At 34.1% G+C, this 19016-nt stretch carries 13 protein-coding genes; 8 read left to right on the forward strand and 5 right to left on the reverse strand.

Annotated features, from left to right (window positions below):
* Positions 1-296: 296 nt before the first annotated feature.
* Together DF185_RS14835 and DF185_RS14840 are read right to left on the reverse strand one after the other, a co-directional pair.
* Positions 297-2645, reverse strand: a complete 2349-nt coding sequence (locus tag DF185_RS14835) for an ABC transporter permease (protein ID WP_110361543.1) — start codon at positions 2643-2645, stop codon at positions 297-299.
* Positions 2646-2656: 11 nt separating this feature from the next.
* Complete coding sequence (locus tag DF185_RS14840; protein ID WP_110361544.1) at positions 2657-3367, reverse strand: ABC transporter ATP-binding protein; 711 nt, start codon at positions 3365-3367, stop codon at positions 2657-2659.
* A gap of 227 nt (positions 3368-3594) precedes the next feature.
* Between DF185_RS14840 and DF185_RS14845 the strand changes: the two genes are divergently transcribed.
* From DF185_RS14845 to DF185_RS14880, 8 genes are all read left to right on the forward strand, one after another.
* On the forward strand, positions 3595-4971 hold the full coding sequence (locus DF185_RS14845) for a sigma-54-dependent transcriptional regulator (protein ID WP_110361545.1): 1377 nt from the start codon (positions 3595-3597) through the stop codon (positions 4969-4971).
* 5 nt (positions 4972-4976) lie between these two features.
* A complete protein-coding gene (locus tag DF185_RS14850) occupies positions 4977-6320 on the forward strand; it encodes a sensor histidine kinase (RefSeq protein ID WP_110361546.1) in 1344 nt (447 codons plus the stop codon).
* Positions 6321-6402: 82 nt separating this feature from the next.
* Positions 6403-6978, forward strand: a complete 576-nt coding sequence (locus tag DF185_RS14855) for a TetR/AcrR family transcriptional regulator (protein WP_110361547.1) — start codon at positions 6403-6405, stop codon at positions 6976-6978.
* Positions 6979-7159: 181 nt separating this feature from the next.
* The gene (locus DF185_RS14860) at positions 7160-8239 is read left to right on the forward strand and encodes an efflux RND transporter periplasmic adaptor subunit (protein WP_110361548.1); all 1080 of its coding nucleotides are present in this window, start codon (positions 7160-7162) and stop codon (positions 8237-8239) included.
* A complete protein-coding gene (locus DF185_RS14865) occupies positions 8236-11298 on the forward strand; it encodes an efflux RND transporter permease subunit (RefSeq protein WP_110361549.1) in 3063 nt (1020 codons plus the stop codon). The genes DF185_RS14860 and DF185_RS14865 overlap by 4 nt, the downstream gene beginning before the upstream one ends.
* Before the next feature lie 11 nt (positions 11299-11309).
* Positions 11310-12686, forward strand: coding sequence for a TolC family protein (locus tag DF185_RS14870; RefSeq protein ID WP_110361550.1), 1377 nt, complete (start codon positions 11310-11312; stop codon positions 12684-12686).
* A 122-nt stretch (positions 12687-12808) separates the two neighbouring features.
* The gene (locus DF185_RS14875) at positions 12809-12991 is read left to right on the forward strand and encodes a hypothetical protein (protein WP_110361551.1); all 183 of its coding nucleotides are present in this window, start codon (positions 12809-12811) and stop codon (positions 12989-12991) included.
* Positions 12981-14051 (forward strand): adenylate/guanylate cyclase domain-containing protein, encoded by a 1071-nt coding sequence (locus DF185_RS14880; protein WP_110361552.1) that lies wholly within the window; start codon positions 12981-12983, stop codon positions 14049-14051. The genes DF185_RS14875 and DF185_RS14880 overlap by 11 nt, the downstream gene beginning before the upstream one ends.
* A 24-nt stretch (positions 14052-14075) precedes the next feature.
* Here the strand turns inward: DF185_RS14880 and proC are convergent, their stop codons facing one another.
* The 3 genes from proC to rsxA all read right to left on the reverse strand — a co-directional run bounded on the left by proC (position 14076) and on the right by rsxA (position 19012).
* On the reverse strand, positions 14076-14882 hold the full coding sequence (gene proC, locus DF185_RS14885; protein ID WP_110361553.1) for a pyrroline-5-carboxylate reductase: 807 nt from the start codon (positions 14880-14882) through the stop codon (positions 14076-14078).
* Positions 14883-15399: 517 nt separating this feature from the next.
* Positions 15400-18234 (reverse strand): ATP-binding protein, encoded by a 2835-nt coding sequence (locus tag DF185_RS14890; RefSeq protein WP_110361554.1) that lies wholly within the window; start codon positions 18232-18234, stop codon positions 15400-15402.
* Positions 18235-18439: 205 nt separating this feature from the next.
* On the reverse strand, positions 18440-19012 hold the full coding sequence (gene rsxA, locus DF185_RS14895; protein ID WP_110361555.1) for an electron transport complex subunit RsxA: 573 nt from the start codon (positions 19010-19012) through the stop codon (positions 18440-18442).
* Positions 19013-19016: the final 4 nt, after the last annotated feature.

Here is a 19016-nt window from a genome sequence, read left to right on the forward strand (position 1 = left end):
TACAGATCTTTTTTTCACCACGAATAACCATTAAGGAGGCTTATAGTAGCAAGAAGTAATGTGAAAGTAGGAAGAAGTACTCTGAAAGTAACAAGAAGTAATGCGTAAGTAAGAAGAAGTACTCTGAAAGTAGAAAGAAGTAATGTGAAAGTAAGAAGAAGTATTCTGTAAGTAGAAAGAAGTAATGCGAAAGTAAGAGGAAGTAATGTGAAAGTAGAAAGAAGTACTAAAGAAAAACCACCTTGGAATCGATATTCAAGGTGGTTTTTGTGTTTGTATATAGGTATTGGGTTAATTTACTCGTATTTTAAACTTACAACAGGATTCTTTGTTGCAGATTTCCAGGACTGATAGGCTACTGTTATAGTTGATATAATTAGTAGCATTAGAAACACAGCAATAAACAACCAGAACGGGAAATCAATTCTAAAAGGATAATCCTGGAACCATACTTCCATAGCAAAATAAGTTATTGGCCAAGAAATTAGTGAGGCAATTAGAATCCATTTGCTGAAATCTTTACTAAAAATAAGAATCAGTTGATTCATTGATGCACCAAGCACCTTACGAACACCAATTTCCTTAGTGCGTTCTTCAGCATTAAATGAAGCCAAACCAAATAATCCAAGACAGGAAACAATGATTGCCAGTATTGAAGCGTACAATAATGTGCTAATTGTAGCTCTTTGACCTTCATACAAATTGTCGTAATGATCATCAAGGAAATTATAAATCAATGGAAATTCTGGATTGTATTTACCACAGATTTTCTGGATCTCGTGAACTGTTTTCGTTGCATTTCCTTCAACGTAGCGCACAAATAAGAACCTTGGATCGTCGCATAAACGAAGTAAAAAAGGTTGTAATTTGCGAGTGTTTGGTGTGCAATGGTAATCTTTAACAACACCAATAATTCTTAAATCTTCGTTATTTCCAGTATGAATGGTTTTATCAATTACTGATTCATCAGAAATCATTTTTGCAAATGTCTCGTTGATAATTACACAACTTGAATCTGCAGCAGGATTATTGGCATTAAAAGGTCTTCCTGAGTGAAATTTTACTTTAAAAACATCAAAGAATTCTGGGTCTACATAAGGATAAGTTACCAAAGGTTTGAATTCAGGATCTTTACCTTCCCAATTTTCGCCCCAACCGTTACTAAATACATAATAAGGTCTGTGTGAACCATAGGATACATTTTCAACAAATGAACTTCTCATTAATTCACCTTTTATGGTCTCTATCTTTTCTCGCATTTGTTGATTAATATTAATCGAGATTACATTATCCTTATTTAAGCCAATATCCATATTGGTAAGATAATTGGTTTGTAATACAATCGTTAATGTGCAAATAAGTAAGGAAGAGGCCAATATAAATTGCATTACAACCAAAATTCTTCTAAAGCGATTGCTTCCTTTTCCTCCCGAGAAAGTACCTTTTAATACCATAATAGGATTAAATGAGGATAGGTAAAAGGCAGGATATGCTCCGGCAACTAGTCCCGTTACCAAGGTAACCCCCACAATAATCAACCAAAATTCCAGAGATGAATAATCCAAAATAAGGTGTCGGTTCATTAAAGAATTGAATTGTGGTAAGAAAAGGTGTGCCAGAATGATTGCGAAGTTCGCCGAGATGATTGTGATTAGCAATGATTCACCAATAAACTGCTTAATCAATTGTGGATAAGTAGCTCCAATTGCTTTCTTGAGACCAATTTCTTTGGCTCTTTTAGCTGCACGTGCAGTAGAAAGATTCATAAAATTGAAACAAGCAATAATTAGAATGAAAATGGCAATCATGAAAAACATCTTAACCTGGGTGATTTTGGAAGGTGTATTATCAAGATAGTACAAGTGCCTTTTAAGCAATGGATATAAAAAGGCGTATTTTTCACTATCCTTATGAACATGATCGATATAAAATTGATCTAATTTTTCGTTTAACACGTCAATATTCGTTCCTTCGCCAATTTTTACATATCCAAAATAATTATGCGAACCCCAATTTTCAGACCATGGATTTGCCTTTCTCATTAATTCGAATGGCATTAACAATTCAAACTTTATGGATGAATTAGTAGGGATATTTTTAACAACTGCAGTAACAGTGAGCGGTTGTCTATTATCAATGTTTACTGTTTTGCCTATAGGGTTTTCATTGCCAAATATACGTTTCGCTGATTTTTCTGTTAAAACCAAAGAATTAATATCATTCAAACAGGTTTCCATATTTCCTTGTAGCAAAGGAAAATTGAATATTTTGAAAAAATCAGGGTCAGCACTTTTAATGTTTTCATATTGCTTTTTACCATTGTATTCAAGAAGCAAATTTTCCCCCCAGGCATTAAAATGTGTCGCATATTTAATTTCTGGGTATTTTTCTTTTAAGGCATCAATTAGTGGGGTTGGTAAATTTGGCATAGCATTTCGTTTGCCATTCCATGTCTGATAGTTTCCAACCTGATACACTCGTTCAGCATCATTATGGAATGTATCGTAATTCATTTCATGATTTACCCAAAGTAGCAGCAATATGGTACATGCCATACCAATTGCCAACCCTACGATGTTGATAAAGCTGTATCCTTTATTTCGGATCAGATTTCGATATGCAATTTTAAGATTGTTAATAATCATGATTGATTGGTTTAAAGGATTTCAGATTGAACTGCTTTATTAACTTGTTTTTTGTGATTTTCGCTCACAATGTGGCCATCGAATAGCTGAATGGTTCTGCTTGCTCTTTCGGCATCGCTGCTAGAGTGAGTTACCATAACGATTGTAGTGCCTTCCTGATTTAATTCAGATAGCAGATCCATTACTTCTCTACCATTTGCAGAATCAAGATTTCCGGTTGGCTCATCGGCTAAAATTAAATTAGGATTAGATATAACTGCTCTTGCAATTGCTACTCTTTGCTGTTGTCCACCCGATAATTGTTGTGGAAAATGCTTACTTCTATGATCAAGTTGTACTCTTTTTAGTACTTCCGCAACTTTTCTTTTGCGTTCCGAAGCAGGTACTTTTTGATATACCAAAGGCAATTCAACATTTTCGTAAACACTAAGTTCATCAATTAGATTAAAGCTTTGAAAAACAAAACCAATATTTGATTTTCTCAATTTAGTTCTCTGTTTTTCTGTATAATGTGCAACTTCATTTTCTAGAAATCTAAAATTACCATTTGAAGGATTATCCAGCAAACCAATAATGTTTAATAAGGTGGATTTTCCACAACCAGAAGGTCCCATTATGGCAACAAATTCGCCTTTCTTTATATGTAAGTTAATATTTGATAAAGCTAAAGTTTCTACTTCTTCAGTTCTAAAAACTTTACTTAAATTGGATGTCTGTATCATGATTGTCTGTTTTTATTAGGTTCGATTTGCCTAATGCGATACTTGTGCCAAAATGTATAATTGATAGAAAATGAGATAGTAATGGGTTTTGTTATGTTTGGAGCAAAGACAAACTGTTTCAAAATCATCCATTTGTTGTACCAAAATGGAACAATGCCTTATCTGAATATAATGTTTTGTATTATTTTTATCCGTGAAGAGTGATACGCATATTATAATTATTCCTAATGAAGAAAAATGGTAAGCTGCTAATAGTTGATGATAATAAAAGTGTTTTAAGCTCCTTAAAACTCTTTTTAAAGCATCACTTTGAATTGTTGGATACTTGTTCTAATCCCAATCAGATACCAGGTTTGGTTACAAAAGACAAGTATGACGTAGTATTGTTAGATATGAATTTTTCTGCTGGAGTGAATTCTGGGAATGAAGGATTGTATTGGTTGCGAGAAATCTTAAAGCTGGATACTTCATTGGTAGTAATTCTATTTACCGCATATGGTGATGTGAATTTGGCAGTTAATGCCATGAAAGAAGGAGCCACAGATTTTATCTTAAAACCATGGGACAATAAAAAATTGTTGGCGACGCTTCAAAGTGGCGTTGAATTGCACAGAACCAGAGTGCAAGTAGAAAAACTGGAACAGCAAAAGAACTATCTACAAAAAGATTTGAATCAAAAGTTTGTAAATATTATTGGAGAATCGAAAGCCATAAAAGAGGTTTTAAATACAGTTAAAAAAGTTGCTGCAACAGAAGCAAATATCTTAATACTCGGTGAAAATGGAACAGGAAAAGAGTTAATCGCCAGAGAAATTTATCAATTGTCAAGCAGAAAAAAGAATATTTTTCTAGGAGTTGACCTAGGGGCTTTAAGCGATAATTTATTTGAAAGTGAATTGTTTGGACATGTTAAAGGCTCTTTTACCGATGCAAAAGAGGATCGAATAGGTAGGTTTCAGGCAGCCAATAAAGGAACAATTTTCTTAGATGAGATTGGAAATTTATCTATGCCAATGCAAGCTAAGCTTTTATCGGTATTGCAAAATAGAGTTGTTACACCCATTGGCTCAAATAACCAAGATGAAATTGATGTAAGACTAATTTGTGCTACAAATGCGAATATTCAGAAATTGATATCGACGGATAGTTTTAGAGAAGATTTATTGTATAGAATCAATACCATCACAATTGAGTTACCGCCTTTGCGAGAAAGGGGGAGTGATGTATTGATAATAGGAGAACATTTTTTGAAACAATTTGCGCAAAAGTATGGGAAGAAGTTACCTGTAATTCATTCAGAAGCAAAAGAGAAGCTTGTTGCTTACTCATGGCCTGGTAACATTCGAGAATTGCGTCATTGTATGGAACGAGCCATTATTTTAGCAGATTCTGATGTTTTACAAGCTAATGATTTTCATCTGGAGCAAAAGGATTCTCAAGTTAGTTTTGGTTCAAAACCAATTAGTTTGGAAGAAGGAGAAAGAGTTATTATTGAGAATTCTTTAAAAAGAAATCGTGGTAACATTAGTCAAGTAGCTAAGGAATTAAATATTGGTCGCCAAACCCTTTATCGCAAAATTGAAAAGTATAATATTTTACATTGATTAAAATGATCTATCGTCGACTTTATATTGTTGTAATTGTAAGAGTACTAGGAATATTACTTAATAGTTTAGTGTTAGCATTTGTTTGGTATGAATATCGAGATATTATACTAATTATTAATTTGTTGGTATTGCTGATTGTACAGGTTGCATTACTTATTCGAAGGTTGAACAAAGTTAATCGCGATTTAGAACATTTTTTTAGTACGGTTAGAAATAGCGATACAAGTGTAAAGTTTAGCTCGAATCGAACAAAAGAATATCAGAACTTATACAAACAATTTGACCTTATCAATAAGGATATACTTGGAATTAAAATTAAGAATCAAAACCAAGATCAGTATTTTAAGGCTTTGGTAGAGCATGTTGCTATTGGACTTATTTCTATTGATTCGAAAGGAAAAGTATTGCTTTTTAATAAGGCAGCGCAAGATATTTTCAATAGAATTCATTTGTACAGGTTGGAAGATTTGGATAGAATTCAAGAAGGACTCAGTGCTGCAATTCATGAAATTGAACCTTCACAAAAAAGGCTTATTTCTCTTCATAGAAATAATGAATTGGTACAACTTGCTATAAAAGCAACCAAATTAAAATTGAGTGGACAAGAAATAAAATTGGTTTCCTTTCAGAATATTCAGCAGGAACTTGATGAAAAAGAATTGGATGCATGGCACAAGCTAATAAGAGTACTTACACATGAAATTATGAATTCGCTAAGTCCAATAAATTCATCTATTGGAACAATATCAGAGATCTTTAAAAATCGAAAACTAGAAGGGGGGCAAATTAATCAGGAAGAAAGTGAAGATGTTGTAACAGGTCTGGAAATAATAGAGGAGAGAACGATTGGTATGGTTGATTTTGTAAGTCGTTTTAGAGATCTAACTCTTCTTCCATCACCTAAATTTAAACTAGTCAATTTAGTTGATCGTGTAAATCAAATACTCACATTATTGAAAGAAAATTTACAATTGGAGAATGTAGAAGTAAATTTGGTCCACCCTAAAGAAGGTGTGGAAGTTAATGCAGACCCTGCGATGCTAGATCAAATATTATTAAATCTAATCAACAATTCAATTCATGCATTAAGAGATTGTGATAACAAGCGAATCGAGATTCGAATAAGCGAGTCAAAAGAAGCAAGTATTGATATAGAAGATAATGGATGTGGAATATCAGAAGAAAATAGGGAAGAAATTTTCACACCATTTTTTACGACTAAGGAGAATGGATCTGGTGTTGGTTTGAGTTTATCACGTCAATTAATGAAATTACATAGAGGATCATTAACTTTTACTTCTCAGCAAGGAGGACCTACCACATTTAAACTTCAATTTAACTCATAAATAGTGTTAAAAAAACAAAAAAATAATTTGTAATTCAAAATAACATCTATATTTGTACTCGAAATACTAAAAGAGTTCAATAGTGGCAAAAACGGATAAGGTAGAGATTAAAGAGAGAGTAACAAATGTTGCCATGGAGATGATAATGAGATTTGGGCTTCGTGGTTTAAATATGGTCGAATTGGCTAAAGAGTGTGGTTTGGCCAAAGCTACACTATATAAAATCATCGGGACTAAAGAGGATTTGATTAGGCAAATTGCCTTTCGAATTTTCGAGGTAAATTTTATTAAAATGCTAGAGCCTTTTAGATTAATAGATGATCCGGTAAAAGCGACGCAGGAGTTTCTTGATAATTATTTCAATTATGCTATTCAGGCTCAGAAAATTTTAGTTCAACAAATTTATAAAGAGTATCCGTTGATTGAAAAAGAGGTGGATCAGGAATTTAAAGTTGAGACGGAGTATGTGACCAAACGTTATAAACAGTGGCAGAGCGAAGGATTAATAAGGCAAGATATTAATGTAGATTATTGTATTGACGCATTGCAACATCTAAATGAGTTTTATGTGGTAGAACATTATTCGGAAGAAGAAACAATTGCAAGATTGCGAGCGTCATTTACATGTATCCTAAGAGGAATGGGTATAGAAATTTAGATAAAATTAATTTATAGTTTAAGGAGTATTGTTTTATGCTTCTTATTTTTGTGACATAAATGAACTAAATGAACTTTTAAAGTTCAAAAAAGTAATTGAATGATGTTGGAGTAGATAACTCCATATATTTTTTGTATAAAAATGAACTCTGTGAACACAATGAGTTCAAAAGGTGGTAAAAATGAAAGTAATAAAGATTTCTAATGTCTTAATTCTGCTGTTTATTATTTCGGCAGGTCTTTTTTCGTGTAAAGACAAAAAAGAGAGTAAGAAAGAGCTTATTCAACCTGTTAAGCTTTACAAGGTGAATGCAGATGGAGCTGAGCAGAATAAGAAAGTGTTTACGGGCTTTGTGAAGGAATCCCGAGAAGTGCGTTTGGCTTTTCAAGTGCCAGGCCCATTGGTTAAACTAAATGTAGATCAGGGGCAGTTTGTTAAAAAAGGAGAAGTTATTGCCGAACTTGATAAGAGAGATTTTAAAGTAAATCTGGAATCTGCCAATGCAAATTATGAAAATGCTAAACTACAGGCAGAACGATATGCTGCTCTGTATGAAAAAAAGAGCACTTCGAAAAGTATTTATGACCAGATGCAAGCGGCTTATAAGTTAGCTAAAGCACAAAAAGAGGCGGCGGAAAATGCCTTAAGAGATACTAAGATTTATGCCCCTTTTACAGGTTACATCCAGGGAATGTTTGTAGAAAACTTCGAGAAAATTGGAGCTGGACAGCCTATCGTTTCAATCTTAGATTTGAATAATCTGGAAGTTACAGTTGCTTTAAGTGAGAATGATTTCTTGATACGAAACTCATTTGATTCTTTCACATGTAAGTTTGAAAACTTTAAGGATGCTGATTTTGATCTGAGTTTAATTGACATAGAAAGAAAGCCTAATGGTGACAATTTCTTTAAAATGAGATTAAAACTTGATGCCAATAAAAAGCAAGTTGTTCCGGGAATGGTGGCTAGTGTTACTGTTTCTATCAAAGCTAGCGACGAAGAAAATTATAAGGTGCCAGTAGAAGCAGTGTTTAGCAAAAAAGGCAAATCTTACGTTTGGATTTTCGATACCACAAAAAAATGTGTACAACAAAGAGAAGTCAATATGTTAGGTTTTGATTCTAATGGTATGGTGAATTTGAGCAAAGGAATTTCCAATGGAGAAATGATTGTTGCTGCAGGAGTTCATTCTTTACGTGAAGGTCAAAAAGTGAAAATGTTGGTAAAGAAGTCTAATACCAATGTAGGAGGTCAATTATGAATTTTACAGAAGCAGTATTAAAACAGCGAAAAGTATTGCTGTTTGTACTAATTGCTTTGGCTATAGGTGGTGTTTTTTCATTTTTTAAGATGGGAAAACTTGAAGATGCAGAAATTAGTGTAAAATCTGCATTGGTAATCACTCAATATCCTGGAGCCTCACCACATGAAGTAGAGCTTCGTGTTACCGATATTTTAGAAACAGCCATTCAAGCAATGGACAATATAAAAGATATTGAGTCCAGATCTATGGCTGGTTATTCTGAAATAACAGTAAATATTAATGAAAATGTTAAGAATGATGAATTGCCGCAATTGTGGGATATTCTTAGAAGAAAGGTTAATGATATCACCCCAGCTTTACCACAAGGAGCATCAAAACCAATGGTTGTGGATGATTTTGGTGATGTTTATGGGATATTTCTTGCATTAAGTGGTGATGGTTATTCGGGAGAAGAACTTCAGGATTATGCCAGATACATGAAAAGAGAATTGCTTTTAGTTGATGGTGTAAAAAGAATTAATCTATTTGGGGAACAGGAAACCTGTATTAATATTGAGCTTTCGCAAGAGAAAATGGCATATTTGGGAATACATCCAGCAAATGTCATTCAGATCTTGAATCAGCAGAATAGTATGGTGAATCCTGGTAGTTTAAAAGTTGGTGGAGATAGAATTCGAATTGCTTCAGATGGAAGTTTCCATGAATTGGATGACTTAAAGAATATCTTGATTTCTGCAAATGATCAAAATCCAATTTTCTTAAAAGATATAGCCCAGATAAAGGAGGATTATGTACGACCATTTACAAGTAAAATGAAGTACAATCAAGTTCCTGCCATTGGACTTACTATTGCAATGGAAAAAGGTGGCAATGTCATTGAATTAGGAGAAAGAGTTCAGAATAGAATTGATGAACTAAAGACTAATGTTCCAGTTGGTATCAACATTAACCGTATTTTTTATCAGCCAGAGCGAGTTAGTATAGCCATTGAGCAATTCATGATAAATTTGATTGAATCAGTTTTGATTGTAGTATTTGTTTTGTTATTGGCAATGGGTTTCCGAACTGGACTTTTAATCGGAAGTGGCTTAATATTTACCATTTTGGGAACATTCATTGTCATGTTAAGTGTAGATATTACTTTACAACGTGTAAGTCTTGCAGCTATTATCATTGCAATGGGTATGCTGGTAGATAATGCAATTGTAATTGCCGATGGAATTTTGGTGGATCTGAAAAAAGGATTGAAACGCGAAGAGGCCATGAGCCGAACGTCAAAACAGACAGCAATGCCTCTATTGGGAGCTACTGTTGTTGCAATTCTTGCATTCCTGCCTATTTATCTTTCGCCAGATAGCACAGGAGAGTTTTGTGCAAGTTTGTTTCAAGTAGTTGGTATCTCACTATTTCTAAGTTGGATCTTAGCACTGACGCAAACCCCATATTTTTGTGATCTGTTTTTGCGAGGTAAAAAATATGAGAAGCAAGAAGGTGAAGAACAACAAACGGATCCTTATGCAGGGAAATTTTATCAGAAGTTTCGTCACTTTGTAAAATATTCGCTTCGACACAAAACTATGATTTTAGCTGTTACAGTATTGATGTTCTTTTCGGCTGTATTTGTATTTAAGTATGTGAAGCAATTGTTTATGCCTAATCTTGAATACAATCAATTTATCGTAGAATATTGGTTGCCTGAAGGTTCAGATATTGAAACAGTAGAGGATGATTTGAATGACTTAGAAGCTTATCTGCTTAAACAGGAAGATGTGCTTAATGTTACTACCAGTTTGGGGTCAACACCTGCTAGGTATACTTTGGTAAGACCTTTTAACAATAGTCATGCAAATTATGGGGAATTGGTAATTGACACCAAAGATTATGAAACTACAGTTCGATTTGGTGCTGAGTTACAAGAGTTTTTAGATGAGAATTATTCATGGGCAAGAGCTAGAGTAAGATACTATTCTCCTATTTCAACAGAGTCGATGATTGAGGCTAAATTCTCAGGTCCTGATCCAAAAGTTCTACGAGAATTGTCCGAAAAAGCAGAAAGAATCATGGAAGCTGAACCAATTGCGGTGAAGGTTACCAACAATTGGAAGAATCAGGTAAAGGTTTGGAATCCTCGTTTTTCACAAGCACAATCAAGAGTTACAGGAATCAACCGTTCCGATGTTTCTAATGCGTTGGCTTGTGCTACCGATGGATTGGCAATTGGAGTATTCAGAAAAGCAGATGATATTTTACCTATTTATTTAAAAACAACAGTTGAAAAAGATAAGTATGTTGAATCTCTTGAAAATACGCCAGTTTGGGGAGCAAAGCCTCAAAGTATTCCATTGCGCCAGGTAGTTTCTGATATTGAAATTGAATTTGAAGATCCAGTTATCAAAAGATATGATCGACGAAGAGCTATAAAAGCGCAGTGTGATCCTGCGCCAGGATATAATGCTCCTGATGTTTTTAATAAAGTTCACAAAAAAATAGAGGCGATACCATTGCCTGAAGGTTATGATTTAGAATGGTTGGGAGAGCATAAAAACAGTGCTGATGCAAATGAGAATATAGCGAAATTTTTACCATTAGCATTTTTATTAATGGTCATCATTATCATGATGCTGTTTAATAATTTCCGTCAACCAATTATCATTTTAACCATTTTACCTCTAGCTTTTATTGGAGTTAGTTATGGCCTGTGGTTAACAGGAAAGCCATTTGGGTTCATGGCTGTGCTGGGAACACTTGGACTGATGGGTATGATGATTAAGAATGCAGTGGTTCTGCTTGATCAGATTAATCTGGATATAAGTGAAGGGAAAGATGTTCTGGTAGCAATTATTGACTCTGCAGTATCCAGAATGCGTCCGGTAATTATGGCATCGTTCACAACAATTTTAGGTATGATTCCTTTAATTCCTGATGAACTGTTTGGAGGAATGGCTGTTGCGATTATGTTCGGATTATTAATAGGATCAATTATTACATTAATTGTTGTTCCGGTATTGTATGCGGTATTCTATCGTGTAAATACTAAAGAAGTTATGGATTTATAATACAATTTGTCATGAAATTATTAAAATTCAAAATATATACTATTCTTGCTGTTTCCCTGATATCATTTCAGGGAATAGGGCAGGAAACATTATCTCTTCAGGAAAGTAGAAAGTTGGCTTTGGAATATAACCAGAGGATTAAGATTGCTGATGAGTTAATTTCGGAAAGTCAATCGAATGTAAAATTTGCATTTACTCATTTCTTGCCTAACCTAAGCGCAGAAGGTAGCTATAATTACATGCATGATATTGATGATATTTCCTTACCTGGATTTTTTCTTCAAACCGCTAATAGTTTGGATGAGGCAAAGTTGGGAAACTTTACAGGTACAAGTGATGTTTATTTTCCAGGCTTAAATCTTGAAATGGGAAATATTGATTACTATTCTGCAAACTTAAACTTAAGTCAGCCAATTTATACAGGAGGTAAAATCAGAAGCAACTATAACATGGCTAAGTTGGGTTCCGATTTATCGGTATTCAATCGCCAATTAGAAGCTTCTGAAGTAATTCTTGAAACCGATGAGGCTTACTGGAATTTGGTGTCGGTAAGAGAACGAGTTAAAGTGGCTGGGAAATATGTAGAAATGTTGAATCAATTGGTTACTGATTTGAAGAATGCATTTGACCTGGAGTTGACTACTAAAAACGAACTGTTAAAGGCTCAAGTACAGTTAAATCAGGCAAAATTGGATTTGTTCAGAATTAAAAATGCTCATGTGCTTTCTCGAATGGCATTGTGTCAGGTAATTGGTAGAGATTTAAAAAGCGAAATAACAGCTTCTGATACAATTATTATGGTTGAAAACAAACATGTTGAAACCAATTTTATTCAGAAAGCAATGCAACAAAGACCAGAAATCCTGATGCTTGGTAAGCAGGTGGAAATAGATAAGCAAGAGGAAAAAAGTACACTTGCTGATTATTTACCACAATTGGGTGTTGGAGCTTCTTATGGATATACCAGTAAAATTGAAAGCTTGATGGATTCGCGCCAAAACTTGTCTGTTCAAGCAAGTTTAAAGGTTCCTATTTTTCATTGGAATGAAAGAAAGCATAGAGTTGCGGCCAAGAAATATCAGACAAAGCAACGTAAACTTCAATTGGACAGAACTAAGGATCTGATTAGCCTTGAGGTACAACAAGCTTATTTCAATTTACAGGAAGCTTACGAACAAAAGAAATTGGCTGAAATATCCATGAGTCAGGCTGAGGAGAATGTTTCAATAACCAAAAATAGTTTTTATGAAGGCTTGGCCAATGCCACAGAAATGTTGGATGCACAAGCGTTTTGGCAGCAGGCACATACCGAACTGATTGATTCAAAAATCAATTTTAAACTAAAAGAATCTAGTTTCCTAAAAGCAATAGGAGAATTAGCAGATTAATATAGTGGGAAGAGAGAGGTATGAATTACATGTAGGATGTTGTTGATTGGTGGTTCTTTCAACTTTGTAATTCATCCTCTCTTGTTTTAATCTCACTAAAATAAGAATATAAATTCTAACAGATGGAAGATAGAGATTTACTTTATAAGGAGGCGATAAAAAGTTTAGAGAATCCCTCAAAATCGAATAGGCAAATTATAGAAACCCACTTGTTTCGTTTAAAAGTAAATAACGATTATGTGATCAATACCAAAGAGCAAATAAATGATTTGGTAACTTTCATCAATTACAATCATGGAAAATAGCTTGTCACGAAATATTTATAAGACTACAACTTATTTTGGGACCATTATTCTTACTTGGATTGTGGCATTTTTCTTTTTAACCACATTTCAGGTTGATGAAAACAATGCCATGAGAGTATCAAGGATAGCTGATTTAAATAATTCATTTTGGTCTGGTTTGTTCGCAGGTGTCATTTGGGGAGTTATTTTTAAGATATCGCACTACATCAGAAAATTTCTTTCACGTTACTCATTTACAATTTTACTTTCTGTTTCTGTAAATGTTTTAAGTGCCTATTTATTGATCTATTCTATATATCACTTAAGTGATATTTTCATGTTTGAAGAATTTCCAAATAGTTTTCAGCAGCTATTGGATCTTTATAATTCTCAAATGTTTTATTCCATTTTAGCCTATTTCTTTATTGTTGGATCTTTAATAGAGATCTTTTTCGAAATTGATAAGAGATTGGGCAAGGGAGTGCTTTTGAAGTTCTTGCTTGGAAGATATTATAAGCCTAAGGAAGAGGAAAGAGTGTTTTTGTTTATGGATTTAAAATCATCCACTTTTTATGCTGAGCAATTGGGTCACTTTAAATATAGTAGGTTAATTCAGGATTGTTTTAAAGATATTTCCTCTGCTATTGAAAAAAATAAGGCTCAAATTTATCAATTTGTAGGCGATGAAGTAGTATTAACGTGGAAACTAAAAGACGGGCTGAAGAACAATCGATGCCTGCAAGTATTCTTTGATTTTATGGAAGAACTGCATAAAAAAAGAGACTATTATCAAAAGGAATATGGAGTTATTCCAATCTTTAAAGCAGGTGTTCATTCTGGGAAGGTTATGGTTGCCGAAGTAGGGGAACTAAAGTCAGAGATAGCCTATCATGGAGATGCTATTAACACAGCATCACGTATTCAAGGCTTATGCAATTCCTATCAATCAAAACTTTTGGTATCGGGTAATCTGATTAAAGAGTTGAAAGAAACCCAATATTTTGATACTGATTACGAGCCTTTGGGAACAGTACTATTAAATGGGAAACAGCTCACTACCGCACTCTATAAAATATGCTAGATAATGAGCTGTAATTATTGAGTTTTATGATTCTGTTTCTAAGATCTTTTTATGACCACTAACCACCCCTTGAACAAGAGAGGAACTAAATCCTTCATGCTCCATTTTATTTAGCGATTTAATGGTTACACCAAGTGGAGTAGTCACTTTGTCGATTTCTGGTTCAGGGTGAGTTCCATTCTCAATGATTAATTTTGAAGCACCTTTCATGATTTGTGCTGCAACTTCTAATGATTGCTTAGAAGAAAGACCAATCTCGATTCCTCCTTGCGATGCAGCTCTCATAAATCTTAAGGCAAAGGCAATACCACAAGAAGCCAAAACGGTTGCAGCTGGCATTTGCGATTCAGGAATAATCATGGTAGTTCCCAATTGATCGAAAATTTCAACAACTTCATCTTTGTGCTCCAATCCTTTTTCGTTAAAAGACAAGGCAGTCATTGATTCTTGTATGGCGATTGCAGTGTTCGGCATTGCTCTAATTACAGGAACATCTTCTAAGATATCTTCCAGATCTTGAATTTTAATTCCAGAGATAACTGAAATTAAGACTTGTTTGCCTTTTTGTAAAGGTACTTTAATATCGTTCAAAAGTGTTCTTGCAACAGTTGGTTTTACTGCAACAATAACAATTTGCGAATTATTAATTGCCTCAAGGTTATTGGTTGTAATATTCACACCTATTTCATCTTTTAGGTGTTGAATTAAATGCAATTCAAGGTTGGTAACCGTAATTTGTTCAGGTTTTACTAAACCACTTTGTACTAATCCTTTTGCTATAGAGGATCCCAAATTTCCTCCTCCAATAATTGTAATATTCTTTGAGTTCATTTTTAAGCTGTGTTTGTAAATATCGTTTAAAATTGCGGCAGCAAAACTAATGAAGATTGCGATTTAAATTACTAACTATTTGTAGTGATTTTTGTGTTATTCAACTAGTCTGGAAAATGATTTTCGAAAGCATACCAGTGTTGTGGAGTTGTGGTCATTATATCTGATATAAATGAGGTAGAATTATTTTAAGAATGCAATTGAGAATAGATGAGTGTACTCTTAAATTTTGTATGTGATTAATTACTGAGACAAAGAGAGTCTGCACTCTTACGCTACGAGTGCATGCTTACTTAGGTGACGAGTGTACGTACACTTAACCTAAGAGTGCATAGTTAAGCAGACGATGTAATAGTAGTTACGACTGTAACCTAATGTTCTCCAATTAAAATGTCATTTTAATAGTAATTGTAACGATGCTACAATACTAATTAAAACGTCGTTGTAATAGTAGTTAAAACATCATTACATAGAAAATGCTGACTCAAAAGGATCAATTGTTCAAGAAATTAATACATCACACATTAAGCTTCTTTTTCTTTTTGAAGTATTTGTTAATGGTCTCCAGTAATTTCTTTTCATCAAATGGCTTCGCAATGAAGTCATCACATCCAGCTTCAATACTCTTGTTCTTATCTTCTCTGAAAGCATTTGCCGTTTGTGCAATAATCGGAAGATTATCACGCATTTTCTTAATAGATTGTGTTGCTTCCAAGCCATTGATGTCAGGTAATCGCAGATCCATTAAAACAAGGTTAATTGTAGGATTTCTTAAGCTCAGTTCTATTGCTTTGTTTCCTGATATGGTATGAAGTATTTTTACTTTTGTAGGCTTTAAAGCTGCTTCGATGTACTTGTAGTTGGTTTCGTCATCCTCTACTACCAAAATTAGCTTATCATCCCATTTGTAATCTTTTTTTTTCGGTTTTGTTTTAATTGGAACATTATCCGAATCAACAGGTTTGTATGGAATTGTAAAGAAGAAGGTTGTTCCTTTATCCTCAACCGTTGCCATTCTTATTTTACCACCCATTAATTCAACAAAACCTTTTGAAATGGCCAAGCCAAGACCAGTACCACCATATTTACGCGTAAAGGATTCTTCAACCTGACGGAATCGTTCAAAAATAATGTCCTGCTTCTCTTTTTGAATACCAATGCCTGTATCCTTCACATAGAACTCCAGGAAGTTGTCCTTTAAAAGTTTATAGCCAAACTCAATGGAACCTGATGAAGTGAATTTAAATGCATTGTTCAGAAGGTTAGAAAGAACTTGTCTTAGTTTTCTTTCCTCGGTTACTACCAGAGTTTTTTCGTTTGGTAATGATTTAATAACTCTAAATTCAATCTCATCATCAGCAATATTCTCTTTGCTGAATTGCATATGTAAATCGTCTAAAATTGAATTAATAGAGCATTGTGTTTCCTTGATGATAGTCTGACCGGCATCCAGCTTGGAAATATCAAGAATGTCATTAATAATCTTCAGCAGCTGATTTGAACTCTTGTAAATGATATCTACATATACATTTTGTTGTTCGTCAGTTTTTCCAGGCTTTCTAAGCATATCTGCAAAACCAATAATCCCATTCATTGGGGTTCTGATTTCGTGTGACATGTTAGCAAGGAATGCAGACTTTAAACGATCACTTTCTTCAGCTTTTTCTTTTGCTTTTACCAATTCACTTTGTGAATTAATGATTGGAGTAATATCATTAATGATGATCATGGAAGAGGTGTCGAATGGAACCATGAAAAATTCACAATGCCTCTGTTCTCCATTTTTAGTGCTAATGTGAAATTCTTGTTTCTCAATATCCGTATTGTCCTGTCTTGCTTTTTCAGTAGCTTTTTCCCAAGTTTCAATAACTATCTTTCTGTATTCTTCGTCAGGATAACATTTCGCATACCAGTCTTCAGAAGTACGAATGTCATTTAAGTTATAGCCAAATTGCTCAATAAACTTATCATTTAAGAATTCGATATCCTTATTCTCATCAGTAATTACAATCGGAAGCGGTGATTTATGGATCATCTTCTTCAACCTGCGTTCGCTCGAAATTATAGCCTGTTGGGCATTCTTCCTTTCGGTGATATCACGTGCCGTGGAAAGAATTACATGTTTTCCTTGCAAGGTTACCAACTGGTTGACTGTTTCCATTGGTGTTTTTTTGCCATACTTGGAAACAAACATTTGTTCACTGGTAAACTGCTTTTCACGCGTTAAACGTTTTATAGAATCTACAATGTAATCATCATCTAAATTTTCAATGAAATCATGAAGTGTCAGTTGTAACAATTCTTCACGAGAGTAACCCAGCAATATACAAGCGGTATCGTTAGCTTCTATCAATTTAGAAGAACCATCACCCAAATATTCATTAACCAATATGATATCAGTGCTACCATTGATTAGGTTTCTATACTTTTCTTCACTTGTAGTAAGAGCAGTAGTTCTTTCTTTAACCCTTTCTTCAAGCTTTTCATTGAATGATCGTAATTGTTCCGAATAATCGTGAATTTCCTGGTATTGTTCACGAATGGTTTGTTCACCTTTTTCACGCTCTAATATTTCATTCTGAAGCTTGGTATAGGTTTCGGTTAATTCGGTGATAGAATGGTTTAACAAGCTCTCCTCACTAATTCTTTTAACTGAACCATGACCTTGTCCTTGATAAATGGCTTGAGCTTTATAAATATAATTTTTAATTGGTCGGGAAATACTATCAGAAATTACATAGGTAATGGCGATACAAAGCAGTACAATTATCACTGATATAATTGTGAACCAAAACAATGTGGCGTTATGCATTTCCGATGCTTCCTTATAATTGGAATCTGCTTGATTTTCAGCAAAATCAGTTAATACTTTGGTTTTTTCCTTAAGCTTATTCAAATGGTTTGCTGCCATGCCATCCACCATTTTCTTAGCAGTAAGTTCTTTACCACTAACTTTTAAGTCGATAATTTGGTTTCGGATATCTTCCCAATCCATAAAGGCGCGGTGAGCTTCACCTACATCTCTTCCATTGCCTAGGAAATTATTGTAGACAATGTCAAATTCACCTTCCACCTTAAGGTGATAAAGGTTAATGGTATCAATTGCCTGATCGAACTCCTCTTGAGTATTAGCAAGTAAGATATCTTTCATTGCACTTTCCATGATTTGAATGTGCGTATTGATATCTCGAATACTATTGCTTACCGTATAGGCATGATTATAAATAAATTCAGATTCTGATCGTAGTTTTTTTACCTGGAAAATAGAGAGGACGAAGAATGATACCGTAAACAGTAGAATAAGTCCGAATCCGGCAAGCACTCTCGTACGAAATTTTAACTTATTAAGCATTTAGCTTCGCCTGTATTTAGTGTGTAATTAGTGGTTGATTTTGGTCACATTTAGGTGACTCTCATTCCTAAGTTAGTTATTCTGATGGATTTACACAAGATTTTTGATAAAGGTGCTATAATTGCTTACGTAGAGGGGAATTTATGCAACAAAAAAAGCAGCTCAAAATGAGCTGCCTATGAAATATAATCAATTGTATTTTGATTTATACGATCCCAGAGAATCCCATAAAGGCCATTGCAAGTAATCCGGCAACAATAAGAGCAGCAGGAGCACCTTTCATACCTTTTGGAAGTTCTACTAAATCAAGATGTTCTCTTAGACCTGCAAATAGAACCAATGCCAAACCAAAACCAATTGCTGATGCTCCTGAGAATACAACAGCTTCAACAAGGCTATAGTCTTTTTGGATGGTCATGATTGCCACACCCAAAATAGCACAGTTAGTAGTAATAAGAGGCAAGAATACACCTAATGCCTGATACAATGCAGGACTCACTTTTTTCAAGATAATTTCAACCAACTGCACCAATGATGCAATTACCAAAATAAAGGTGATGGTCTGCATGAATCCAATATTATAAGGATTCAAAATATAGTTTTGAATCAAATAGGTTACGATTGTAGCAAGAACCATTACAAAAGTAACAGCACCAGTCATACCGACAGCCGTTTCAACCTTTTTCGAAACCCCAAGGAATGGACAAATTCCAAGGAATTGCATCAATACAACGTTATTAACGAATATTGCAGATATAATAATTACAATAAATTCCATGATT

Source organism: Marinifilum breve (genome assembly GCF_003202155.1).
GTDB lineage: Bacteria > Bacteroidota > Bacteroidia > Bacteroidales > Marinifilaceae > Marinifilum > Marinifilum breve.